This is a genomic window from Gemmatimonadaceae bacterium (assembly GCA_035606695.1).
GTDB lineage: Bacteria > Gemmatimonadota > Gemmatimonadetes > Gemmatimonadales > Gemmatimonadaceae > JAQBQB01.
On sequence record DATNEW010000040.1, the window covers coordinates 1 to 23,379 of the forward strand.

The following is a 23,379-nucleotide window of genomic DNA, read 5'->3' on the forward strand; positions in this document are numbered from 1 at the left end:
TCGGACCCACCTCCGTCGAGTCGAGCGTGCCGGTGCTCGTCGAATCGCGGAGCAGGATCGTGAGCCGCAGCGGACACGTCGATCCACCGCCGTCGCGCTGCGCATCGGCGAGGCACGACGACAGGTCCACCTGCAGCGGCACCTGCTGGGTTCCGGTAGAAGTGACTGGAACGCTCTGACGCAGCAGCACGACGCGCTCGCCCGACGTTCGCGAGTACGACGCGTCGATGTCGATCGACCGCGCGAGCGCCGCGAGCGCGTGCGTCTCACTCACCGCGAGACTGAGACTGGCGCGCGCGCCGGAGACCGGCGCGCTCACGATCGGTTTGTCGATGCACGCCGTCGCGATCGATGCGACGAACGCGACACTCAGTCCTACGAAGGCCGCGGCGCCGCGCGTATCATGGTGCGCGCAATCCAGTAACCACCACCGGCGTAGCGCGTTGAGTGAGGCTGCCATCACCGATTTCTCCCTGAGTATTGCCACCCCAACAGAGAAGTTGGTGTGTCGTGGTAATGCCGCAGGCGTGCGTGGCGCCCGCGGAGATATATGAGAACTTGGAAGTCGTCGTGACGGCCACCGGCGTGCCGGTGCACGGAAAGACGCCGCCCAGGGTCGTGACATTGCACGTCGTCGCCGGAGGTGGAACCGCGCCGAGTTGGCCCTCGTCGCTCGCACCCCAGCAAAAACCGGTGCCGGCGGTGGAGACACCGCAGGTCACCGTTTCGATGTTGTTCGCCGGTCCCTGTGTGATGCTGGACCACTGAATGCCGCCGCCGACCGTCGTCGGAAGTGTGTCGGGCGTGGTGAGCGATCCGTTGCCCAGCGAGCCGAACTCGTTGATTCCCCAACACACCGCGCTGTTCGTCGTCGTGACGCCGCAGACGTCGACGAAGCTCGACACCAGCGTCTTCAATGGCGGGCTCTGCACGGTCAACGGCGTGGTCGTGAGCCGTGACGTGAAACCGCGTTGGCCGAGCGTCAAGAACGACGATTGTCCCCAACAATGCGCGATGCCGCTCGCATCGAGACCGCACGCGCTGACGCCGCCGGCGGCGATGACCTGAAATTTGAGACCGCCAGACACGGGCGTCGGCGTCGTCTTCGTCGATGTGTCGCTGGTCCCCAACCGCCCGGCATTCGCGCCCCAACAGTACGCGCTCGAGTCATCCGCCAGCGCACACGCGAAGGACGACCCAACACTCAACGACGTGAACGGAACCGTGCTCGTCACCTGCACGGGAAGTCCTGTCGCGCTCGTGGTGCCGTTGCCCAACTGCCCCGCGGTGTTGACACCCCAACAGTAGATCGTACGCTTCGTGCTCAGGGCGCACACATGCCGGTCGCCGACACTGATTTGCGTGAATCGCTCCTGAGCCGGCACGGCGACCCGCACGGGCGTCGGGCTCGACGTTGCTCCTGCGACCCCGAGCTGGCCCAGGTTGTTCGTGCCCCAGCAAAACGGCTGGCCGAATGCATCGAGCGCGCAGGTGAGGAACGTGTTCGCGCCGAGTGCATGATCCGGCCGCGGCGACACGAACACGCGACTCGCCGTCACACCCGATGACGTGCGGGTCCTGACCGTCGTCGCACCGACGTTCCGCGAAACGATGATGCCGCCGCTCGTCACGACCGCCACGCTCGTATCAGAGCTTTCATATGTCGCGCCGGCCGGCGGGGTCGTGGACACCGCGACCGAATCACCAAGCCGCACGAACGAGGTGTCGGTGACGTCGGTCGCCACCGACAGCGGCACCGACGCGGTGCCTGGCTGTTCCGCCAGCGGCCCGATCGAGGTGTTGTCGACGACCGTCCCCGACGCGTCCAGGAAGTCGAGATCCACCACGATGGGGCACGAGTCGCGCGGTCCGATGCGATTCTCATCCGCCAGACACGCCCTCAAATCGACGGTCAGGGGAATCTGCTGAGTGGTGTCGGACAAATTGAACTTCTGTGACAAGAGAATCGGGCTCGGTCCCGTCGCCGCCACATACAACACGATGATGTTCACCGCGGTCGGCGCGGCGCTCGTCTGCCGCGCGAACGACGACGACAGCACCAACCGCAGCTCCGAGCTGGATCTCCCACTCGGCATCGTCGCCACACTCTTGTCGATACATCCTGCCACGCCGACAACCGCGGCCGCGCCGGCCACATAGCGCCACCAGCGCGTCATCGCGCTTCCTGACGCGCGGCGATCGCCCACACGAGCGACAAGCCCATTCCGTTCGTGGAGCTCGTCCCCGTATTGAACTGTCCATATTGCCCGTGCAGCGCGATCCGCGACACCAGCGTGCGCGACGGCAGATCGACACCGAGCGTAACGCCGCCCGCGCGCACCGCGGTCCCCACGAGCGCATCGGTGAACGACAAACCGGTGTGATAGCGCGCATCGACGCCAAGGATCAATCCCGTTCCAATGGAGCCGCCGCGAATCCCCTGCAGCGATCCCTCGAGATACGAACCGGCCGAGCCGGACACCTTCGAGCCGCTCTGATCCGTGAACGCGCTGCGATAGCGCAGACTCATCGTCCCCGACGCGCTCCGCCAACCCGGCACGGCGAGATCATACCGCGCCAGGCCGGTGACCTGCGGTCCGAGGGTGTAGTCGGACGACGTGTTCGTCGCATCCGGCGTCGTGAGCAGCAGCTTGTCCTTACTGAACACGTCGGCGACGACGAGCATCGCCAGCCGATTGTCGCCGACGGGACGATCGCTGCCCAAGCTCAAATGCACCGCGGTGCCGGGCGTGACCTTCGTGAGCGACTGCCCGCTCGCCAGCGCGAGCGCGATCGGCGTGTACTCCGTGCGCTGCTCGACGGATCCCCCGAGTGCGAACGACCAGTCGCCGCTCTCGATGGCCTGCACCGCGCCGAGCGTGACGCCGGTGCCGATGCCAAGCGCGTTGACCGGCATGCCGAGCGCCGGCGCGCCGATCACCTGGAGCACGTCGGTCTGCTCGCCGTTGAGACCAGTCGTCCCGGTCGGAAGATTGAGCCCGCCGGTGAGCAGCAGCCGATCGTCGTTGAACGATCCCGACATGCGCAGCTTGACGTCGGTCAGGCCGCTCAGCGTGAGCGATTGGGTCGAATCGCCATTCTTGGTGCTGACCGAGGTGCGCGCCGCGGCGCCCGTGACGTCGAAGGTCCAACGTTCGTTGAACACCGCGCGAGCGCGCAGCGGCAGCGCGAACTGCTGCACGTCGGTCACCCCGCCGGCGCTTTGCGCCAGCGGCGTCGAAAAGTGCCATGCGGTCACCACGGGCGCCAAGCCCCAACTCGCCGACGGCAGCAGCGATTCCTGCGCCGGCAACACGGCGGCGCCCAGCGCCAGCAGGGCCGGCGCGACGAAGCGTGCAATGTGAGTCGTCCGTGCGCGCGTCATTAGAAAACCCTCACGGTGATGAGAAGCGTGAGCACCTGCGACGCCAGGGCCACGTCCGCCGCCTCGGGCGGCTTGGTCACGACCGGCGCGTTGATCGCGGACGCGGTGAGCTCGAGCACGCGTTGTGTGCCGCGCGAGCGCTCGGACGTACTGGAGGAATTGCCGGCGAGCTGTGTACGCGCCGCGTTGAACGCCACGTCCTGGCGCGCCGCTTCCTCGAAGTGCGCCGCCGCCGCCGCCGCATCGCCGTGCGCCTCGGCCTCGAGACCCTTACCGAAGGCGACGGTCGCCGCGACGTTGGTCGTTTGCTTCTGCTCGACCGCGATGCGCTGCGCCGGCGTCAGCGTGATTCCCAGCTCATCGAACACTCGAAGCGCCAGCGCCTTCTCGGCGTCGATGGCGCGGTCGACGGGCGCGGTGGCCGACACCAGGTTCTGGACGGTGCCGGCGAGCACGTCGACGATGCGCGCGTCGATACGTACGGAGCCGCCCGGCTCGGCGTGCATGTCGCCGATCAGCAATCGTCGCGCGCCAACGAGCTTGCCGACGCGCGGGGCGGTGCGCGGATCGACCGTCCCGCGATCGACGAGGTTCAGCTCGCGCATGATCGCGTCGGTGCGCAGTCGATCGACGATCTGCAGCTCGCTCGACCGCGACAGATCCGTCGTGAGAAACTCGGCCATGGCGAAGCCGAGTGGTTGAAGCAGCGTGTCGCCTTGATCGACCGTGAAGGGCAGCACGCCGATCGCGCGCGCCGGGATCTTCGCGGGGTCGATCTGTGATTCGCGGTCGAGCGCGCGCTTCGCGTCTCGATCGGCGTTGGTGATCGCGGCGGCCTGCCGGTTGATCGGGGCGCTGGCGCATGCGGTCGCGAACACACTGGCGAGCGAACCGGCGAACGCGATCGCGGGGACACGGCACAGACGGCACAGCCGGACGACATGAGTGGAGCGGCTCGGCATCATCGGACTCGTATTGGCGAGGGTGGGCCAAATTGTGAATCCGGGACGCGCCATCGCAATGGGCCGCGTGACCTATTGCGACGTGGGCCGCGGTGCACGCAGGTTGGGCCGCCAGAGACTTTACAAAACGCTCATAGGCTGAACGACCCGGAGGCCAGGCGATGCAGACGTGGCGGAGTATCCCCAAGACGGTGGTGTGGGGGGCGGTCATGATGGCGCTGGCCAGCTGCATTGGTCCCGATGCGACGACCGGCGTCAAGGTTCCCGCGGGCACGGCACGCTTCGCGTTGCGCGCGAACATCACCGCGCCGGCCGCGACGCAGGTGTTTCTCGCGGCGTTCTATGTGAAGAACGGCAAGCTGACCGGCATCGATTCGACCGGGGATCTCGACAGCCTCGACATCAATAACGACATCGGCGTGCTGGGCGCCCAGATTGTCGATCTCAAACAAGCGGCGGGCGATCAGAGCATTCCGCTCTCGGTGAACGTCGGCCCGTGCCTCGCCGACGCGTCGGTGGCGAAGACGAACGGCGGTTGTCCGGTGTTCATTTTCGCGGAGCTGTTGAAGGGGCAGAACACGCTCCCGGCCAATCCGGTCGACTTCGATCCGGGCGACAACGCTCTCGATGATGACGCGATTGGTCCGGTGTTCGTAGCGCCCGGCAGTACCGTGTCGATGCCGCGGGCGCTCGAGCTGCACCAGATCTCGAATATCCTCGTGCAGCCGTCTGCGCTCGCGGTGCAAATCGGTCAATCGACCGTGCTCCAAGCGACGGCCTTCGACAACACCGGTACTCCAGTCGCCAATCCGGGGTTCACGTTTACATCTGCCTCGCCGAGCATCGCTACCGTCAACGCCGGAGGTGTGGTCACCGGCGTCGCGATCGGTTCGACGACGGTCACCGTCACGGGCGGCGGTCGCAGCATCGCGGTCCCCGTTCAGGTCACTGCGGCCCCGAACCTCGTCTTGCCGAGTGATACCACGGCTCAATTCACGATCAAGCCGGGTGGGGCGGGAAGCGGCCAGGTATCCATTCCGATCGTGAGCAGTCTGGCGTCGAGTGGAGTGCAGGCGGCGCTCCAAGCACCGTCGATCGCGTTCCTCGGCGCGGCCACTGGATGGCTGTCCGTTCAACTGTCGTCACCGACCACGCCGGCGTCGCTGAACATGGTCGTCACGTCGAGCGCGGCGTCGCTGTCGCCTGGAAGCTATGTCGCGGCGGTCACAGTGAAGTCCACCAATCCATCGGTGGCGGCGCGCACGGTCGTCGCGGTGCTCACGGTGTCGTCAACCGCCAGCGTTTCGGGCGCGACCAGCATCACGTTCAACGGCTCCAACTTCTCGCCGAACTGCACCTGGACGTTCGCGACGACGTCGCAGTTGCAGATGACCGTGACGCCGAGCGCCGATGGGAGTGTGAGCGGCACCGTACAGCTTTCCGGAAACACGACGTTTGCGCCGGCCGCGTCCGGGACGGGCTGCAACGACGGGGGTGGCGCGTACTCCGTTTCGTTGCCCGTGACCGGAACGGCGTCGCATCTCACGTTCACCGGCGCGATCGTGAGCTGGTTGACCGCGACGTTCTCGGGATCGCTGAGCAACGGGGCCGTGACGGGCACGCTGACGCTGTCCTTCACTGAGCCGCCCGCGTCGTCGGGATCGGGCAGCGCATTGGTCACTATGAAGTGAACGACACGAATGGGGCGGGTGGCCTATTGCGAGATGGGCCGCCCGTTTCACACGTTAGGCCGCCGGCTGTCAGAGAACGCTCATAGGCCGAACGATCCCTGTCATTCTCCTTTCCTTCGCCGCTGGATGAGATGCCGAATCCCGTCGTAAGCCGCCGTCTTCGCGGACTGTTGGGCGCCGCCGCCGCCGCCTCGCTCGTCGTGCTCGCCGCGTGTCTCGACAAGGAAGTGCCGACGCAGAGCGTCGTGGGGTCGCCGCGTGTGAATTTTCAGTTGGCCGCCAGCTTTCAGCGGCAGAACGCGCCGTCGGCGCGAACGATCGACGTGAATGTCGGGTATTCGCAGCAGGGCAAGTTCGTGCAGCTCGTGCGGGATACCGTCCCTGCCGTCGCGGGAACGACGGTGTCGGTTCCGTTGAGTGTGGATCTGACGACGTGCCTCGCCGATACGCTGCGTGACAAGAGGCCGGGCGGTGGGTGTCCGTTGCTCGTGAGTGTGGCGCTGCGCGACTCCGTGAAATTCGCGCTCGACTCGGTCATGCTCACGGGGAGCGCGAATGTCGGGAAGCCGCCGATTTTGCCGCCGGTCGATCTGGCGAACACGCGGTTTACAGTTCGTGAATGGGTGGAGGATGATCCGCTGCGGCTCGGCGGGGCGGTTCCTACCTTGAGTACCGGGGTCGTCGGCCTCGCATCCGGGTCAGGACTTCCGACGCTGTATTCCGCGATGACCGACACGAGCGGCGATCCGGCGCTGGGCATCTTTCAGAACGGCTCGTGGCAGTTCGTCCGGAGCCATCTGGGACGCGGAAATGGCTTCAACGGCATTGCACCGCTCGCGGCGAACGACGTCTGGATTGCCGCCAATTCCGGACTGTATCATTACGACGGCGCCACCTTCACCGCCGTCTCCCAGGTTCGCGACTCATTGCTCAGTGTCGCCGCGCTCGTCACGCCGGGCGGTGGCCGATTCATCGTCGCGGGCGGATTTGGCGGCATCATATGGCAAGGCGACGGCGCGACGTGGACGAAAAAGGTTGTCGCGACAGCAACCGAAGTGATCAACGAGACCTGCGTGACGGGTCCGAACGAAGCGTTTGCGACGTCCGTCAACAGCGCCACCAACACCATCGCGAATACCGCCACCGGTAGTCTGTTTCACTTCAACGGCACGGCGTGGAGTGGAACGCTAACCAGCATTCCGAACTTCAAGATCGAGCTACAGTGCCCAGCGCCCGGTATCGCGTACGCGATCGCGAGCGGGTCCGGCACATTTCGATGGAATGGAACGGGCTGGGTCGGATCCGGCGTGCCCGGCTTGCCAGGTCGTCTCTTCGACTGGGGCATAACGTCCCCGAGCGAGATGTACGCATACGGGGATTCGAACGCGATCAGCCGTGCGTTCTATGTCGGCACCGGCACCTCATGGCGCGAGGTCGGGCGTTCGTCGTTCACGCAGGCACTCGGCTTCATCGGTGGTCTCGAGATGTGGGCGGACCCGCGCAGCGGCGCCGCGTACCATCTGAGCGCGTTCGGCAGGCTCGAGCAAGTCACGCCAAACGGATACCATGTGCTCAGCTATATCCCCGCGATGCGCGATCTCATCGTCACGTCGCCGACGAGCGCATTCGCCGTGGGCTGGAATCTCTTTCTCGCGCGATGGAACGGCTCGTCGTGGACGGTCGACGCTCCTCCGGCCGGAACACCCGGCGTTCGCATCCTGCAGGGTGTGTGGAGCGATGGGCCGTCGAACGCATGGGCCGTGGGCGGGGCGAGCACGATTCTCCGATGGAATGGCACTGCCTGGTCGGTGGTCAGCGACGTGCTGAAACCGATCACCGGCATCACCGACAACTACAACGCGGTGTGGGGAGTTGGGTCGTCGGTCATCATGGTTGGCGACACCGGCATCGTCGCCTGCCAATCATCAGGTGGAGTCTGTAGTCGCCAAACGGGCCTCCCGGGCGCCGGAAGCTTGTTCAGCGTTTGGGGCACGGCCGCGAACAACGTCATCGCGGTCGGCCAGAAGGGACGCATTCTACACTTCGACGGCACCTCGTGGTCGCTGGTCGAAAGTCCGACCAGCCGCACCCTCGCGCGCGTATGGGGCAGCTCGGCGAGCGACGTGTGGGCCGTCGGGGACAGCGTCCTCATTCATTTCGACGGCACCAAATGGGCGAACGTCCCGATGACTGGTGCGCTCCAGGCTGTGCAAAGTCCAGCGCCGTCGACGGTGGCTTCGAATACGTTCCAACTCGGTTTGTGGGGGAGCGGGCCGAAGGACGTCTACGTCGGTGGAGAAAACGGCCACATCGCCCGTTTCGACGGCGTCGCATGGAGCGACATGACTGGGCAGTCCTCGGCGCATCGCGTCCTCGCGATCTCCGGATCAGCGGGCTTCGGCGCGATGGCCATACTGGAATCGCAAACCAACCGCCCTGGCCCGACCTTCCTGCGCGGCGTCGGCGCGAACGGCGGCTTCGGCGCCGTCATGACACCGCCGGCCGTGTGGCCGTAGCGCGTCGATCTCGCGCTACGGCTTCTTCGCCGTCAGCGAATCGACCCACCGCTGCGCGTTCTTGGTCGACGGCCGCGCCGCACCTTGCTGTTGCGGCGCGAACGCGACACCAACCGCCGCGGTGAGCTTTCGATCCATGCGATCGATGAGATCGAACAGATCGTCGACTTTGCCTTCGATCGTTTCACGAAACTCGATCTCCGACGTCTCGACGTTCACCGATCGCACGTCGAATCGCATGCGATTTTTCGGATCGATGAGAAAGCCGCCGGTCACGAAGTGCCGAACGCCGAGCACCTTGCCCAGGCGGACGGCCGTCTCGGGATCGACCTGCCCCGATGCCGCGAGCCGTTGCTCGGCGAGCAGGTCGCTCAATCGCGCGCGATCGGCCAGGCGAATGTTCGGATTCGACGCCAGCGCGTTCGTGAGCAGTTCCGAGATGCCGCGTCCCAGCGCCGCGTAGTCGCCGGGGCGCGGCGTCATCGAGCCGCCGGTGAAATTCATCACCGCAACCGTGGGTGCTTCGCTCTGCGCGAACGTCAGAGCGGGCGCGAGAAGCGCGGCCGAGAGAATGACCGAGGTGTACCGCATGCGATAACGTATATCGCGCGCAGGCGGCGGGTAGATGGGTAAATGGCCTAGATAAACTTCATGCCGTCATCCTGAAGCGCGCAGCGCCGAAAGGATCTCGTCCGCTTGGATGATCCCGATCTCAGGATGCGGATGAGATCCTTTCGCGCCTGCGGCGCTCAGGATGACCTGCGTTCACCGCCGGTCGTACTGCTGCGCCACTTGCAACTGCTTGATCGCCGCGTCGACCGCGCGAATTGCATCCACGCGATGTCCGCCGAAGTCATGCGCCGCCGTCTGCAGCTCCTTGCGCGCCGCCTGGAGCTCCGCCACCGCGCTACGAATGTGCGGATGCGGTTCCATGACACGCGGCGTGAACGCGAGCGAACCGGCCATCCCAAGTCCCAACAACATCGATTTCATGAGTGCCTCCATCCGGGTGACATCGTTGCTACGTCGTACCTGCGTCGTGCCTCTCGCCGGTACGACGCCCCGTTGTGAGGAAATGTTAAATGCGTGATCTGGCGCACGCGCCGCGAGTACACTGCGTCGCTTATGGAGCGCGCCCAGCCGCGGCCACGAGAAGCGCGCGCCCATGCACGAAATCGCCGCGACGGAGAGCGGCAGAAGCTATAGTATAACGCCAATGATCCGGACGACCATTGCAATCGCGCTGCTGTTACCGACGACGATCGGCGCGCAGGACACCACCACGAACAGGCGCGCGCGCGCCGATTCGATCTACACACCGGCGACGGTCTCCGACTATTTGCACGGCATGGTCGGCCCGCGAAGCGTGCTGCGTGGCTTCGGCCTTGCCGGTTTCGATCAATGGCGCGGCCGCCCGAAACAGTTTCCGCGTACCTGGCGCGGGTTCGAGGACCGCGTCGGTGAGCGATACGGGCAGGTCGCGATCTCTCATACGCTGCGCTTCGGCGCGTCGCGCATTCTCGACGAGCGCAATCTCCGCTACTGGCCGTGCAGCTGCGGCGATGGTGACACCCGCGCATCGCGATGGTTCAACGCGCTGACCGGCCCGTTTCGAGTGACGTCCCCGAACGGCATCCATCTATCGATCTTGAATCCTGTGACAGAACTGGTAAGCGGCGTGCTCGTCACGAGTGTGCGGCCGGGAGGCTTCCACGTCGGAGAGGGCCTTCGCGACGGAGTGACAGGGCTCGCCGGCGAGGCGCTGGCCGACGTCGCGCGCGAGTTCTGGCCGTGGAAATGGCGGCCGCCGTTCATCTAGACCGACAAGGGCAGAAAGAGCCTACCATGGACTACGGCGGACATCCACAGATCGGCACGGAAACAGCATCGAAAAAAGGCGTATGAAGTTGCTCTTCCAAAAGAAAAAAAGAACATACTAAACGAATTCAACGCCGTTTCCGTGCCTATCCGTGGACGTCCGATGTCTGTCCGTGGTCAAGCAGTTGAGAAGAGCTCGCGTACCGACGCGGTGTCCTCCATGGCGCGAATACGTCCGATCACCTCGCGGGCGCCCCCCAGTCGCACGGCCTTCTCCTCGATCTCCTCGCGCGACAACGCATTCCCTGGATCACCCTTCGGCACATCCGCGCGCCCGCTCAATCGACGGCCGTCCGTGGTCTCCACCTCCACCCGCCCAATCCACCGCCGCGGATACTCGGCATCGACCTCCGGATCGCACACCATGCGCACCCGGTCGCGCAGCGACGTCACACGCGCATCGGTGAGTCCGTGCTCGTCGAACTCGCGAAGGCCCGCCGCGCCGTGCACGGCGATCAGACCGAGCACGGTGCCCATCGAGAATTTGGCTTGATGCACGTTGGTAGGGCGATCCACCTTCCCCAAGACGTCGATCGCGCCTTGATGGACGCGCGCCGTGATCGACGCAATGTCCGTGTGCGACAATGACTCGCGCGCCATGAGATCGAGCAGCGCGTCGGCGGACGGATGCGTGTGCCGGCACGACGCATGCCACTTATATGAAGTCTCTAAAATCGCCCACCGCGTGCCCAGACGGTCGGTGAGTCGCGACGCATCGGCATCGCTGGACATGCCCGCCGCCATGCCCTGCTCGCCGGTGAGAATCGCGCGCGCGCCGGTGACACCCTCGCGCGCGAGATACGCCGCCAGCAAGCCGTCCGACGCCGCTTTGGCGGTGTGCAGCTGCTTCGAGTCCGCGGCGTCGCGCAGGAATTCCCACAATCCGGCGGCCTGCGTGCCCGCGGATCCCATCGCGTGCTGGATCTGCTCCGCGTCGAGCTCGAGCAATCGCCCGACCGCGGCCGCCGCGGCGACCGTGCCCGCCGTTCCCGTCGTATGAAAGATCTTGTAATGCGACCGTCCGAGGAATTCGCCGATGCGAATGCCGACTTCGTAACCGACGATCGACGCCGCCAGCACGGCCGCGCCCGTCGCATTCTCCTGCTGCGCCGCCGCGATGACGGCGGGGAACACGACGGTCGCCGGATGAAACACCGATCCGTTGTGCACGTCGTCCTGCTCGACCACGTGCGACGACGCGCCGTTGATCAAGGCGGCGAACGCGGCGGTCGTCTTCTCTCCCGTCGGCACGATCGTACACGGTCCCGTCGCCGGACCCATCGCGCGCGCGAAGTCACGCATCGCCAGCACCGGCCGGCCGTCCTTGCCCGCTACCGCCGAGCCGTACCAGTCGACCATCAGCGACTCGATCATCTCGAGGACTGGGTGCGGCACGTTCTCCAGCGTCACACTCGCCGCGAACGTCGCCAACTCGCGCTCCGCGCTCATAGACCGAGCTCCTTCAGTACCGCTTTGGTATGTTGGCCAAGCGTCGGCACGTCGCCCATCGATGCAGTCGACCCGCGCAAGTCGATGGGCGGCCGCAGCGCCGCGATCGATCCATTCTCCGTCTGCACGTCGGCCCAGCGACCGCGCGCCTGAAGCTGCTCGTGCACCGCGACACCATGTACATCGTTCACGCGTCCGTTCGCGATCTCGGCGGCGTCGAGCCGCGCGACGATCTGCTCGCTGCTCGATTGCATGAACACGTCTTCGATGATTCGTGTCAGCTCTCCACGATTCGCGACGCGCTTGGTGTTGCGATCGAATCGCTCGTCCGCCGCGAGGCTCGGCTGCTCCAGCACCTCGGCGCAGAAGCGCGACCACTCGCGTTCGTTCTGAATGCCGAGCATCACTTCGCCGTCGCCGGTGCGATGCGGCCCGTACGGCGCGATCGTCGGATGCGACGCACCACTTCGCCGAGGCGGCGCTTCGCCATAGCGGCCGAAATACACAGGCTGCGACATCCACTCGGCGACCGCGTCGAGCATCGACACCGAGACCGCGGTGCCGTGTCCGTCGCGAGCGCGCTGCATGAGCGCCAGGAGCGTTCCCGAGAACGCATACATACCGGCGGCGATGTCCACGATGGACACGCCGCATCGCGCCGGCGAATCGTCGCTGCCGGTCACGGAGAGCAATCCACCCTCGGCCTGCAGCAGCAGGTCATAGGCTTTCTTGTCCCGCATGGGGCCGGGCTCGCCGTATCCCGAGATGTCCGTGACGATGAGCTTCGGAAATCGCGCCTTTAGAGATTCGTAATCGACGCCGAGACGCGCCGCCGATCCCGGTCCCAGGTTCTGCACGAATACATCAGCGCGCGCGAGCAGCCGATCCAGGGCGTCGCGCCCGCTCGCCTCCCTGAGATCCAGTACCACACTCTCCTTGCCGCGATTGAGCCACACGAAGTACGATGACAAGCCATGCACCGACTCGTCGTAGCCGCGCGCGAAATCGCCCTCGGGACGCTCGATCTTGATCACCCGCGCGCCATAATCCGCGAGATGTCGCGTACACAGCGGCCCGGACACCGCGTGCTCCAGCGCCACGACCGTCATTCCCTCGAGCGGCAAGGCCGACATCAGAACGACCTCGGCAGCCCGAGCACGTGCTCGGCGACATACGAAAGAATCAGATTCGTCGAGATCGGCGCCACCTGATACAACCGCGTCTCGCGAAACTTGCGCTCGACGTCGAACTCCGCCGCGAATCCAAAGCCGCCATGCGTCTGGAGGCACACGTTCGCAGCTTCCCATGACGCTTTCGCCGCGAGATACTTCGCCATGTTCGCCTCGGCGCCGCAGGGCTCGCCGGCGTCGAAGAGCTCGCACGCTTTCCAGCGCATGAGATTCGCCGCCTCGACTTCGATGTAACTCTCGGCGATCGGAAATTGCACGCCCTGATTGCGCCCGATCGGCCGGTCGAACACGACTCGCTCCGACGCATAGTGCGTCGCGCGATCGACAAACCAGTATCCGTCACCGATGCATTCGGCCGCGATGAGCGTCCGCTCGGCGTTCAAGCCGTCGAGGATGTAGCGAAATCCTTTGCCTTCCTCGCCAATCCGATTTGCCGCCGGAATCTCCACGTCCTCGAAGAACGCCTCGCTCGTCTCGTGATTCACCATGTTGCGAATCGGCTTGAGCGTGAGCCCGGCTCCAAGCGCGGCCTTGATGTCCACGATGAAAAGAGAAAGCCCCTCGGTTTTGCGCTGCGTCTCGGCGAGCAGCGTCGTGCGCGCGAGCAGAATCATCAAGTCGGAATGCTGCGCGCGCGACATCCACACCTTCTGGCCGTTGACGATGTACGAATCGCCGCGCCGCACCGCGGTCGTCTTGGTCTTCGTCGTGTCGGTGCCGGTCGTCGGTTCGGTGACGCCCATCGACTGCAGCCGAAGCTCGCCACGAGCGATGCGCGGCAGATATTCGCGTTTCTGCGCGTCGGATCCGTGCCGCAGCACCGTGCCCATGTTGTAAAGCTGCCCATGACATGCGCCGGCGTTCGCGCCGCTGCGATTGATCTCCTCCATGATGACCGAAGCTTCGGCAAGCCCGAGCCCCGCGCCGTCGTACTCCTGCGGAATGAGCGCCGCGAGCCAGCCGGCCTTCGTCAGCGCATCGACAAATTCTTCGGGGTACGCCCGCGCCTCGTCCACGCGCTGCCAGTAGGCCGAGGGAAATTCGGCGCACAGGGCGCGAACCGGTTGTCGTATGTCTTCGTAGTCAGTCATTCCGAGTCCTCGTAATCAGTCATTCCGAGTCCTCGTAATCAGTCATTCCGAGCCGAAGGCGAGGAATCTTTCGTCCAGATAGAGTGGTCGATGAAGAATCTACGGCCCTCTACGCGAGACGATAGATTCCTCGCTACGCTCGGAATGACAGCGCTACGCTCGGAATAACAGGCTCATGGACCAACTCTCGCAGTGGATCGGCCGGCGCGAATCGCACGACGATTGGGTGACGCCATCGCGCGTCGCGGCGTGGCACGCGACGCTCGATCACGACGCGCCCGCGGTGAGCGAAGGCGACGACGTACCACCCGCGATCTACTGGGCATTGTTTCCACCCCTCACGCGCACGAGCGAGCTGAGTGACGACGGGCATCCGCGCCGCGGCGGGTTTTTCCCGCCCGTCGAGCTGCCCAGGCGCATGTGGGCCGGCAGCCGGCTCGTGTGGCATCGTCCACTGCGTGTCGGCGAACATCTGGTGCGCGAATCGACCATCGCGAACATCGAAGAGAAGCAGGGAAGAGCCGGCCCGCTCGTCTTCGTCACCGTGCACCATGCCGTGCGCGCTGGAAAGGAGATGCTGCTCGAGGACGATCAGGGTCTCGTGTATCGTGGGGCCGATCGCGCGCCGCTGCGTTCCGCCGAGGCGCGGCCGTCGACATGGTTGCGTACCCTCAGTCCGAATGAGGTGCTCCTCTTCCGATATTCCGCGCTGATGTTCAACGGCCACCGCATTCACTACGATCGACAGTATGCCGAGTCCGAGGGGTATCCGAATGTCGTGGTGCACGGTCCGCTCATCGCGACGCTGCTGCTCGATCTGCTCGCCGCCAACACGCACAACGCAACGGTGACGCGCTTTCAGTTCAAGGCCACGCGTCCGGCATTCGCGAATGAACCGCTCACGCTGCACGGCCAACCGGCGGTCGATCGCGGTCACTTTCACTTGTGGTCCGACGGCGTGGAGGCGGAAGCATGGACGCGCTGACGTCGCCCGCACGGTCGTGGTTGTTCGTGCCCGCGAATCGTCCGGAACGTTTTGCCAAAGCGGCGGCGAGCGGCGCGGATCGCGTCATCATCGATCTCGAGGACTCAGTCACGCCGGCTGACAAAGCGGCGGCGTGCGCCGGTCTCGCTCGCACCGAGTTGCCGGCGTCGGTGCCCGTCTACGTTCGAGTGAATGCGGCGAGCACCGAATGGTTCGATGCGAACATCGAGGTTGCCGCGCATCTCGACGTCACCGGCGTGCTGCTGCCCAAAGTCGAGCTGCCGGGCGACATCAAGCGCGCCGATGCCCGTCTGCCGGCCGAGTTTCAGATCGTGCCGATCGTCGAGACGGCGGGCGGCGTGTGGAACGTGCTGGAAGTCGCGCACGCTCCGCGCGTCGAACGACTGGTCTTCGGCGCGCTCGACTTCGAGCTCGATACCGGCATGCTCGAGGGAGACGACACCTTCGCGTACGCGCGCTCGCGGATCGTGCTGGCGTCGCGCATTGCCGGACTGGCGCCGCCGATCGATGCGGTGACGATCGGCATCGACGACGAAGCGGCATTGACTCGCGACGCCGAGCGAAGCCGCCGCTTTGGGTTCGCGGGAAAACTCTGTATTCACCCGCGGCAGGTTGCGCCGCTCAATCGCCTGTTCGCGCCGACCGCCGCGGAGATGGCATGGGCGGAGTCGATCCTGGCCGAGGCGGACAAACGGCCGGGCGAGGGGGCGTTCGCGTTGAACGGGACGATGGTGGATCGTCCGGTGATCGAGCGTGCGCGGCGGATCGTAGCCAGCAAAGTCATCCCGAGCGAAGCGAGGGATTTAACGTCCCGGTAGAGGGACGTCCCTCCGTCGTGGCGAGATTCCTCGCCTGCGGCTCGGATTGACAGCCGGTGTGCCACTCTGTCACCGATCGCGGTCTCTTGACGCGGTGCCGTGCCTAGTGTACTAATTGAACTAGTACACTATGTCACTCGCCATCGTCGTCCACCCGGGCAGCACCGTGCCGATCTATCGGCAGATCGTCGAGCAGGTGTGCGCCGCCGCGATCGCGGGCCGCCTCCGCGACGACGAGGCGCTGCCCAGCGTGCGCGCCCTGGCCGAGCAGCTCGTCGTGAACCCGAACACCGTCGCGCGCGCGTATGCCGAGCTGTCGCGCGACGGGATCATCGAAGCGCGCTCGGGACGCGGCATGTATCTCTCCGAGCGCCGGCGGATCTACAGCGGGCCCGAACGCGCGCGGCGCATGGAGCAGGCTGTCTCCACCTTCGTCTCGGAAGCATTCGTGCTCGGGTACGAGCCCGACGAGATCGTCGAACACGTCGCGCGACGCGTGAAAGCGGCGCGCAAAGGAGGCCATCGATGAGGTCCGACGCCGTCATCAGCATCCGCGATGTCACGCACTACTTCGGCAGGCGACGCGTGCTCGATCAGGTCTCGCTCGACGTTCCGCGAGGGAGCGTCTTCGCGTTTCTCGGCCGCAACGGTTCCGGCAAGACGACGATGATTCGCATCATGCTCGGCCTGCTCGAGCCGACGCGCGGCGGAACCCGCGTGCTTGGCGACGACGGCCGGCGCATCTCGCCCGAGACGCGGGCGCGGATCGGCTACATGTCCGAGTCGCACGCGCTCTACGACTGGATGACCGTCGAGCAGTTGGGCGCGTATCAAGCGACGTTCTACGCGCGGTGGAACCAGAGGATCTTCGACTCGGTCGTCGGTCACTTCCGGCTGAATCGCGAGACGAAGGCGGGGAGTCTTTCGCGCGGCGAGCGTGCCGGACTCTCGCTGGCCATCACGCTCGCGCCCGAGCCCGAGCTTCTCGTGCTCGACGATCCCGCGCTCGGCCTCGATCCCGTCGCGCGGCGCGCGCTGCTCGAGTCGATGTTGTACGTCACGCGCGCCGCGGATCGCACCATTTTCTTTTCGTCGCACCTCCTCGACGACGTCGAGCGCGTCGCCGACCATCTCGCCATTCTCGATCGCAGCGTACTGCGCGCGAGCTGTTCGGTGGATGCCTTCCGCTCGAGCATCTCGCAGTTCCGGCTGCAGTTCGCCGCGGGCAGCGTGCCGCCGAATCTGCCGCCCATTCGCGGGATGTTGCACGCTCGCACGGCGACGGACGCGCTGTGGCTCACGATCGCGCGTCCCGACGACGAGACGCAGCGTGTGCTGCATTCGCTCGGCGCGCCGATCGTGGATGAAGTGCCGCTCAACTTCGCCGACGCACTCACCGGCTACCTGGGCGAGCGCGACGTCCGTGGATCGTTCCTCGGGGGTGTGGCGTGAAGACGCTTCGCACGATGACGGTGCGCGAGATGCGCGAGCACGCGACGGCGGGGCTGGTCGCATTCGTCATCATCGGATTGTTGCTGGTCGCCTCATATGGCATGAGCCAACCGGGCATCCGCGCCTTTGGACGGCCGGTCGGCGTTGGCACCGAGATGACGACGACCGTCGAAGTCGGCGTGGGCAACACCGGTCTCGGAACGGGGCTCTCGTTGTTCATGCTCAGTGCCGCGCTGGCCGCGTTGATGCTCGGTCGTGCCGTCACGCGTGACGATCGCTACGGCGACGCGCGTGCGTTTCTGTTGCATCGTCCCGCCGACGCGTCGCTCATCTTCGCGTCGAAGGCGATTGCGGCGGCGCTGTTGTATCTCGTTGCGGCCGGCGTGCCGATGCTGCTGCACGCGGCGTGGCTGGCGGTGCCGGGGCATCGCGCCGCGCCGTACGACGCGCGCCTGATGCTGCCCGACGTCGCCGATCTCTGCGCCGGGCTCGCGTACGTGTTCGCCGGGATGTTGATGACGCTTCGCGCGAAGCGATTCTTCGACCGGGGCGTCTTCGCGTTGGGCGGTGCCATCATCTGCTCGGTGCTGGTGCTGAGCGTCAACGAATTCTGGCAGGCGTTACTGGCGGTCGTCGTCGGCGTGATCGTCACGGGGATCGCGGCGCGTGCGACGTTCACCGCCATCGGCGGCTATGAGTCGCAACCGCGAGGTGCGCGGCTGGCGCTTGGCGTCAATGTTCTGCTTGGCGTTCAGATCGCGGGTCTGATCCTGTACGCGATTCTGTCACTCTTTCAGAGCGCGCAAGCGTCGGAGGATTTCCGAACGACGTCCACGGTGCTCGACTCGCACGGGCAATTCGTGCGCGTGACGACGTCGTTCGGCGGCATCCGATCGCCCGGCGAGCGAGTGATTGCGGTTACTGATCTTCAGGGACGGCCGATTCCGGAATACGCGGACAGCGCGTCGTGGCGGCACATCGGCGACGGCGTGCTCGCCGCGCCGGAGATGCCGCTCGTGCCCGACCGCTGGTTTGCGACGATGACGCCGACCGGATACCGGGCCCCCGATCGCGTGTACCAGCAGTTGTACGCCGGCGGCATGAACTTACTGTTGTGGTACTATATCCCCAGGCAGGGTCTCGTCGCGGCATACGATCCGCGCACGGCGCGCCAGATCGGCTGGCTTGGGCCCGCGGGCTTCCACGAGGGGCTCGACGAACCCAGCGAACGCTTCGCGGGGACGCTGCGCGCGGGTCCGGGATATTTTCCGCAGCAGATGCTATTCACGTTCTCTCACGCGGTGTATCGCGCGAGTCTCGAGCATCGCGCCATTCAGCGAATCTTCATGGCGCCGCCGGGTGAGACGGTGGCGTCGGCGTCGCTCAGCGAGTCCACGGAGAATCCATTCCTGCCGCGCGGCGGAGATTCGGGCCCGCCGGTGGACAGCACGCAGCGTTTCTATGCGGTGGCGACGGATCGCGCGGTGTATGTCCAATCGATGGCCGGCACGCCCGTCGCGCATCTCGCGCACGATCCATCGGTCGCGGGCTATGGAATTGTGACGGTCGTTCGTCCAACGTTTGCGCCCGGCACTCCGACGTTCGTGCGCTACTCGCCACGCTGGGGAACGCTGGATCGGCACGCCGAGGCGCACGCGCCGGAGCGGGTATTCGAGATTCGTGATGGATCGACCGTCGCGGCGCGGTACACGTTGCCGGAAACCTCGCACCCGCCGGAGTCGCATACCGACTGGACGACGCCCGTCGCCGCGTTCGGCGTGCCGCTGGTGGAACGTGTGGCCGAGCGGGTGAATGACATCATTCTCGGAAACGCGCCGGGGGATTTGGACACGCCGCTCATGTGGACGCTGACCGTCCTTGCCGCGCTGATCAGTGCCGCGGCCGTCATTGCCATCGCGCGACGGTATGCGTTCGACGCTCGGCGCACGGTGGCATGGGCGGTGGTCGCGCTGGCGTTTGGTCTGAACGGTCTGGTGTTGATGCTGGCGCTCGTCTCTCGTCCGGCGCGAGAGCGGTGCCCGCATTGCGGCCGCATGCGCGTCGTGTCGCCTGAGCGATGCGAGCATTGTGGAGCCGCATTCGCGCCGCCGGCGCCCGATGGCACGGAGATCTTTGGCGCGGAGACAATCACGGCGGCGGTGTGATGCGCGGTCGAACGATGTCGCGCGAGTCGGTTGGGTGGCGCCGAATAATTGTCGGCGCGTCAATGTGTGGGCATGTCGGAAAACCTGAAGGACGCAGACCTGACCGGTCGCATCATCGGCGCGTTTTACGCCGTGTATGACAAGCTGGGGTATGGCTTTCTGGAAAGTGTGTACGGTGCGGGCTTCGAGATCGAGCTCGAGCGACACGGCATCCGGTTCACTCGCGAACAACCCGTCGACGTCTTCTACGATGGCCGGCCGATTGGACGGTATCGAACGGATTTCATCATTGAAGGTCGGGTCGTCGTCGAGATCAAAGCGTCGAGGGCGTTCGACGAGTCGTACGACAAACAAGTATTGAACTATCTACGGGCGACGCGAATGGAGCTCGGGATGCTGTTGCACTTCGGGCCGAAGCCGAGCTTCAAACGGTACATTTTCGAGAATTCGCGGAAAGGGGCGTTGGAGGTGTTCGTCAATCGGTAAGACTGGGGAGGGCGCACGCGGACCAACGCGGGCACATCGCGGGCTAACGCGGACGAACACCAGGGACTCCGCGAGCTGAGCGAGATTGTAGTTCGTGGGTTGTGCTTTTTTTCTCGCGTGTTCTGGTGTTCTGGTGTTCTGGTGTTCGTCCGCGTGAGCCCGCGATGTGCCCGCGTTAGTCCGCGTGCGCTCTGCCCTTCACCCCACGGGCGCCCACGCTGCCGCATACTCACGCCCCCACCGCATCATCGCGTCCGCGTCGCCGACAATCCGCCCAGTCGCCGGATCGATACGCAGCTTCCGCCCCGTCTGCTGCGAAATGGTCCCGAGATGGCACAGCATCCCGGTCTTCGCCCCATCCGAAATCGGCGCATTGAGCTTCGCACCCGTCCGTATCGCGTCGAGAAAGTTCTTCATGTGAAGCATGGTCAGCGCATCGTCGCCGACGGTGTTCAGCGGATCGCCCGCCTGCACGACGGCCGTCTGCGTGACCGTCTTCCCCTTGATATCAGAGATCTCATATCCATCCTGATCGATGATCATGCTGCCGTTCGTACCCAGGATCATCGTCCCGCGCGCGCGGCCGTACATCGGCAGGCCGTTACAGCTCTGCCCGTGCCAGACGATCGTCTTGCCGCCCTGGAACTCGAACGTCGCATCCTGCGTGTCCGGAAATTCCCAATCGTCCGCGAAATGCTGGCGCGTCCCGACCGAATCCACCGTGATCGGATAGTCGACGCCGAGCAGCCAACGCGCGACGTCGATCTCGTGCGTGCCGTTGTTGCAGATCTCACCCGTGCCCCAGCGCGTGAACCAGTGCCAGTTGTAGTGAATGACGTTGTCGCGATACGGCGTGCGCGGCGCCGGGCCTTGCCACAACTCATAATCGAGATTGGATGGCACCGGCACGACCTTGCCCTTGCCGATACCCACGCGCGTGTTCGCGTACCACGCCCGCGCGAGATACGGTGTGCCGATCACGCCGTCGCGCAGCGCATGCACCGCCTCGAAGAACCGCGGTCCCGACCGCCGCTGCGTGCCCAGCTGTACGTGCGTTCGGTACTTCGTCGCCGCACGGATCAGCAGCTCGTCCTCGTGCGGATCGTGCCCGCTCGGCTTCTCGAGATAGACGTGCTTTCCCGCGGCGAGCGCCAGCAGCGCCATCGGCGCGTGCCAGTGATCGGGCACCGCGATCGAGATCGCATCCACTGACTTATCGTCGAGCACACGGCGGAAATCACCGACGACCTTCGGCGCCTTCGCTTGCCCCGTCGCGGCGCTCACACCCTTCGATACGACGTTGCTGTCGACGTCGCAGATGTACGCCACCTCGCTATTGCCGCTCGACGAAAAATTTTGCGCGTGCACCACGCCGCGCCCGTTCACTCCGATGACGGCGACGACGACTTTCTCGTTTGGTGATGGTCCGGTGCGGCGCAGCAGCGGCGCGGCCAGTGCGCCGAGTCCGGCCACCGACGACGTCTTGAGAAACTCGCGGCGATCGACGCTCATTTGATCTCCCGAATCTTGATGTTCCGAAACCACACGCCCGCGTCGTGATCCTGCAGCACGATCTGTCCCGCGCGCCGGATTGGAAACCACGACGGATACTTCGCGTACTTGCTCTTCGCGAACGCCGAGTCGAACGCCGGCGTCCCGAGATCGAACGACACGACCTTGACGCCGTTCAACCAATGCTCGCCGTGATTGCCCACGAAGATCAAGCGCGACGAATTCCATTCGCCCGCGGGGCGCGTCGCGCCGGGCTCGCTGGACGCGAACATGTCGTACAGCGCCCCGGTGCGATGCGTGGCGAGCTTGTTGTCCTCGGCCAGCGAATCGTCGAGCATTTGATATTCCCAGCCCTTGGCGGCATGCGGCGGATCCATGTGCGTCGACAACGATTCAGAGACGTTGTATTTCAGTCCGCTGTTGCCGCCCGGCGCGATCTTCCATTCCCACGACAATTCGAAATCACGAAACGCGCGATCGGAGATGAGATCCATTCCCGTGAGTGGCTGCCCGTCGGCCTGCACGGGCGCGCGCCCGTTCGGCACGCGGACGATGGCGCCGTCCTCTACCACCCACAATCCAGGCGGCGTCTTCTCGTAGCCCAGTCCGTGCCAGCCCGAGAGTGTCTTGCCGTCGAACAACGACGTCCAAGCCTCGGCGCGCTCGGCGGCGAGCGGCTGCACGTCCCGCAGCAACGCTTCGAGAAAGTGCCCAGGCTCCTCGAGAAACGGCACGTGCGCGCTCTCCTCGAACGTCACGAACCGCTTGCTCGGCGCCGTGAGACTGTCGAAGTAGCGCTTCGCCGCGCTGTACGGCGTGTGCAGATCGTGCCGGCCCATCATGAACACGACCGGCACATCGAAGTGACGCGCAAGTTTCGCGTCCTGGCCGAAGAAGTCGGCGCTGAGCACGCGTGCCGTGACGCGTCCTTCCGCGGGACCGAACGCGCGCATCTCGGCGTCGGTGTATTCGGGACCAAGCCACTGAATCGCGGAGTACGCTGACCAGTCCTGGTCGCCGTACCATGCACCGCCGAAAAAGCGCGACCATCGGCGCAGCGTGGCGACGTCGCGCGCGAGCGCGGCACCGGGCACGTTGGGATAGCCTTTCATGGAATCGAGCTGCGCCACGGCCGTCGCGTTCTTCGCCGCGTGCGCCAGCGCGAGCACGTCGTCGTAGAGCATCGACTCGCCATTCGGCGACGCCTGGCCGATGCCCACATACACGCTGACCCAGTCCGGGTGACGCGCCGCGAGCTCGGATCCGATCACCGTCCCGAACGAATGGCCGACGATGACGATCTTCTGCTTTCCGAATCGCTGCCGGAGCAATGCCACGAGCTCTTCGGCATCGGCGACGTCGCGTGCCACCGAGAACGTGGCCTGCATCGCTTTCGACGTGTCGGCGAGCGCGTTCTTTCCGCCGCCGCGCTGATCCCACTGCACGACGGTGAAGAAGTCCTCCCACGGCCGTTGAAACGCCCATTCGCGTGTCATCATCGCATCGCCGGGGCCGCCGTGGATGAACAACATTAGCGGGTTGTCGCGGTTGGTCCCGCGAATGGAGATCCACTGTTTGCTGCCGCCGAGCGTGACCTGCTCGAGCGACTGCACGCCGTGCGGATTTCGAATCTTCATCAGGAGCGCCATGTCGTGCTGCGCGTCGGCGCGCGTGAACGACGTGTCGCCGCCGCGAGCGACGGCATCCCGCTGCGCGGCGGCGACGCGGGAGCCGGCGATCAGCGCGAGGATCGCGAGCGTCAGGGAAAGGGGTCTCAT

At 65.4% G+C, this 23,379-nt stretch carries 20 protein-coding genes; 9 read left to right on the forward strand and 11 right to left on the reverse strand.

Translation table 11 applies throughout. The features are described 5' to 3' along the window. The 4 genes from VN706_21455 to VN706_21470 all read right to left on the reverse strand — a co-directional run. The coding region (locus VN706_21455; protein ID HXT18212.1) for a hypothetical protein at positions 1-460 on the reverse strand (460 nt) is incomplete at its 3' end. Then, positions 402-2,177, reverse strand: coding sequence for a hypothetical protein (locus VN706_21460; protein HXT18213.1), 1,776 nt, complete (start codon positions 2,175-2,177; stop codon positions 402-404). The genes VN706_21455 and VN706_21460, both read right to left, overlap by 59 nt. Continuing rightward, positions 2,174-3,385 (reverse strand): hypothetical protein, encoded by a 1,212-nt coding sequence (locus VN706_21465; protein HXT18214.1) that lies wholly within the window; start codon positions 3,383-3,385, stop codon positions 2,174-2,176. Before VN706_21465 ends, VN706_21460 begins: the two co-directional genes overlap by 4 nt. Then, positions 3,385-4,347 carry a CsgG/HfaB family protein gene (locus VN706_21470; GenBank protein ID HXT18215.1) on the reverse strand — a complete coding sequence of 321 codons (963 nt, stop codon included), beginning with the start codon at positions 4,345-4,347 and terminating at the stop codon, positions 3,385-3,387. Before VN706_21470 ends, VN706_21465 begins: the two co-directional genes overlap by 1 nt. 161 nt (positions 4,348-4,508) lie before the next feature. On the opposite strand from VN706_21470, the gene VN706_21475 reads away from it, so the two are divergent. Both VN706_21475 and VN706_21480 read left to right on the forward strand, forming a co-directional pair. Further along, the gene (locus tag VN706_21475) at positions 4,509-6,038 is read left to right on the forward strand and encodes an Ig-like domain-containing protein (protein ID HXT18216.1); all 1,530 of its coding nucleotides are present in this window, start codon (positions 4,509-4,511) and stop codon (positions 6,036-6,038) included. 131 nt (positions 6,039-6,169) lie between these two features. Further along, positions 6,170-8,554 (forward strand): hypothetical protein, encoded by a 2,385-nt coding sequence (locus VN706_21480; protein HXT18217.1) that lies wholly within the window; start codon positions 6,170-6,172, stop codon positions 8,552-8,554. 15 nt (positions 8,555-8,569) lie between these two features. On the opposite strand, the gene VN706_21485 is transcribed toward VN706_21480, so the two are convergent. Beyond that, positions 8,570-9,145 carry a CsgG/HfaB family protein gene (locus tag VN706_21485; GenBank protein ID HXT18218.1) on the reverse strand — a complete coding sequence of 192 codons (576 nt, stop codon included), beginning with the start codon at positions 9,143-9,145 and terminating at the stop codon, positions 8,570-8,572. Between the two features lie 174 nt (positions 9,146-9,319). After that, positions 9,320-9,547, reverse strand: a complete 228-nt coding sequence (locus tag VN706_21490) for a hypothetical protein (protein HXT18219.1) — start codon at positions 9,545-9,547, stop codon at positions 9,320-9,322. Between the two features lie 223 nt (positions 9,548-9,770). Here VN706_21490 and VN706_21495 point away from each other — a divergent pair, with 223 nt between their 5' ends. Continuing rightward, positions 9,771-10,373, forward strand: coding sequence for a hypothetical protein (locus tag VN706_21495; protein HXT18220.1), 603 nt, complete (start codon positions 9,771-9,773; stop codon positions 10,371-10,373). A gap of 176 nt (positions 10,374-10,549) precedes the next feature. Here the strand turns inward: VN706_21495 and VN706_21500 are convergent, their stop codons facing one another. Genes VN706_21500 through VN706_21510 form a run of 3 tightly spaced genes read right to left on the reverse strand, consistent with a single transcriptional unit; the run spans position 10,550 to position 14,162 of the window. Further along, positions 10,550-11,881 (reverse strand): MmgE/PrpD family protein, encoded by a 1,332-nt coding sequence (locus VN706_21500; GenBank protein HXT18221.1) that lies wholly within the window; start codon positions 11,879-11,881, stop codon positions 10,550-10,552. After that, complete coding sequence (locus VN706_21505; protein ID HXT18222.1) at positions 11,878-13,014, reverse strand: CaiB/BaiF CoA-transferase family protein; 1,137 nt, start codon at positions 13,012-13,014, stop codon at positions 11,878-11,880. The genes VN706_21500 and VN706_21505 overlap by 4 nt, the downstream gene beginning before the upstream one ends. Continuing rightward, the gene (locus tag VN706_21510; GenBank protein ID HXT18223.1) at positions 13,014-14,162 is read right to left on the reverse strand and encodes an acyl-CoA dehydrogenase family protein; all 1,149 of its coding nucleotides are present in this window, start codon (positions 14,160-14,162) and stop codon (positions 13,014-13,016) included. Before VN706_21510 ends, VN706_21505 begins: the two co-directional genes overlap by 1 nt. A gap of 175 nt (positions 14,163-14,337) precedes the next feature. Between VN706_21510 and VN706_21515 the strand changes: the two genes are divergently transcribed. The 6 genes from VN706_21515 to VN706_21540 all read left to right on the forward strand — a co-directional run bounded on the left by VN706_21515 (position 14,338) and on the right by VN706_21540 (position 20,089). Next, positions 14,338-15,147 (forward strand): MaoC family dehydratase N-terminal domain-containing protein, encoded by an 810-nt coding sequence (locus tag VN706_21515; protein ID HXT18224.1) that lies wholly within the window; start codon positions 14,338-14,340, stop codon positions 15,145-15,147. Beyond that, entirely contained in the window at positions 15,135-15,986 is an 852-nt protein-coding gene (locus VN706_21520) for a CoA ester lyase (protein HXT18225.1), read from the forward strand. Before VN706_21515 ends, VN706_21520 begins: the two co-directional genes overlap by 13 nt. Positions 15,987-16,116: 130 nt before the next feature. Then, positions 16,117-16,515: a GntR family transcriptional regulator gene (locus VN706_21525; protein ID HXT18226.1), complete on the forward strand. Its 399-nt coding sequence runs from the start codon at positions 16,117-16,119 to the stop codon at positions 16,513-16,515. Further along, positions 16,512-17,438: an ABC transporter ATP-binding protein gene (locus VN706_21530; GenBank protein HXT18227.1), complete on the forward strand. Its 927-nt coding sequence runs from the start codon at positions 16,512-16,514 to the stop codon at positions 17,436-17,438. The genes VN706_21525 and VN706_21530 overlap by 4 nt, the downstream gene beginning before the upstream one ends. Beyond that, positions 17,435-19,603 carry a hypothetical protein gene (locus VN706_21535; protein ID HXT18228.1) on the forward strand — a complete coding sequence of 723 codons (2,169 nt, stop codon included), beginning with the start codon at positions 17,435-17,437 and terminating at the stop codon, positions 19,601-19,603. The genes VN706_21530 and VN706_21535 overlap by 4 nt, the downstream gene beginning before the upstream one ends. Positions 19,604-19,675: 72 nt before the next feature. Continuing rightward, positions 19,676-20,089: a GxxExxY protein gene (locus VN706_21540; protein HXT18229.1), complete on the forward strand. Its 414-nt coding sequence runs from the start codon at positions 19,676-19,678 to the stop codon at positions 20,087-20,089. A 198-nt stretch (positions 20,090-20,287) separates the two neighbouring features. Here the strand turns inward: VN706_21540 and VN706_21545 are convergent, their stop codons facing one another. Next, a complete protein-coding gene (locus tag VN706_21545; protein ID HXT18230.1) occupies positions 20,288-21,601 on the reverse strand; it encodes a Gfo/Idh/MocA family oxidoreductase in 1,314 nt (437 codons plus the stop codon). Beyond that, a complete protein-coding gene (locus VN706_21550; GenBank protein ID HXT18231.1) occupies positions 21,598-23,379 on the reverse strand; it encodes an alpha/beta fold hydrolase in 1,782 nt (593 codons plus the stop codon). Before VN706_21550 ends, VN706_21545 begins: the two co-directional genes overlap by 4 nt.

Excerpts from the sequence above, each read along its gene's own strand:
- VN706_21460 (HXT18213.1), bottom strand. The coding sequence starts at position 2,177 with ATGACGCGCTGGTGGCGCTATGTGGCCGGCGCGGCCGCGGTTGTCGGC.
- VN706_21465 (HXT18214.1), bottom strand. The coding sequence starts at position 3,385 with ATGACGCGCGCACGGACGACTCACATTGCACGCTTCGTCGCGCCGGCC.
- VN706_21470 (HXT18215.1), bottom strand. The coding sequence starts at position 4,347 with ATGCCGAGCCGCTCCACTCATGTCGTCCGGCTGTGCCGTCTGTGCCGT.
- VN706_21475 (HXT18216.1), top strand. The coding sequence starts at position 4,509 with ATGCAGACGTGGCGGAGTATCCCCAAGACGGTGGTGTGGGGGGCGGTC.
- VN706_21480 (HXT18217.1), top strand. The coding sequence starts at position 6,170 with ATGCCGAATCCCGTCGTAAGCCGCCGTCTTCGCGGACTGTTGGGCGCC.
- VN706_21485 (HXT18218.1), bottom strand. The coding sequence starts at position 9,145 with ATGCGGTACACCTCGGTCATTCTCTCGGCCGCGCTTCTCGCGCCCGCT.
- VN706_21490 (HXT18219.1), bottom strand. The coding sequence starts at position 9,547 with ATGAAATCGATGTTGTTGGGACTTGGGATGGCCGGTTCGCTCGCGTTC.
- VN706_21495 (HXT18220.1), top strand. The coding sequence starts at position 9,771 with ATGATCCGGACGACCATTGCAATCGCGCTGCTGTTACCGACGACGATC.
- VN706_21500 (HXT18221.1), bottom strand. The coding sequence starts at position 11,881 with ATGAGCGCGGAGCGCGAGTTGGCGACGTTCGCGGCGAGTGTGACGCTG.
- VN706_21505 (HXT18222.1), bottom strand. The coding sequence starts at position 13,014 with ATGTCGGCCTTGCCGCTCGAGGGAATGACGGTCGTGGCGCTGGAGCAC.
- VN706_21510 (HXT18223.1), bottom strand. The coding sequence starts at position 14,162 with ATGACTGACTACGAAGACATACGACAACCGGTTCGCGCCCTGTGCGCC.
- VN706_21515 (HXT18224.1), top strand. The coding sequence starts at position 14,338 with ATGGACCAACTCTCGCAGTGGATCGGCCGGCGCGAATCGCACGACGAT.
- VN706_21520 (HXT18225.1), top strand. The coding sequence starts at position 15,135 with ATGGACGCGCTGACGTCGCCCGCACGGTCGTGGTTGTTCGTGCCCGCG.
- VN706_21525 (HXT18226.1), top strand. The coding sequence starts at position 16,117 with ATGTCACTCGCCATCGTCGTCCACCCGGGCAGCACCGTGCCGATCTAT.
- VN706_21530 (HXT18227.1), top strand. The coding sequence starts at position 16,512 with ATGAGGTCCGACGCCGTCATCAGCATCCGCGATGTCACGCACTACTTC.
- VN706_21540 (HXT18229.1), top strand. The coding sequence starts at position 19,676 with ATGTCGGAAAACCTGAAGGACGCAGACCTGACCGGTCGCATCATCGGC.
- VN706_21545 (HXT18230.1), bottom strand. The coding sequence starts at position 21,601 with ATGAGCGTCGATCGCCGCGAGTTTCTCAAGACGTCGTCGGTGGCCGGA.
- VN706_21550 (HXT18231.1), bottom strand. The coding sequence starts at position 23,379 with ATGAGACCCCTTTCCCTGACGCTCGCGATCCTCGCGCTGATCGCCGGC.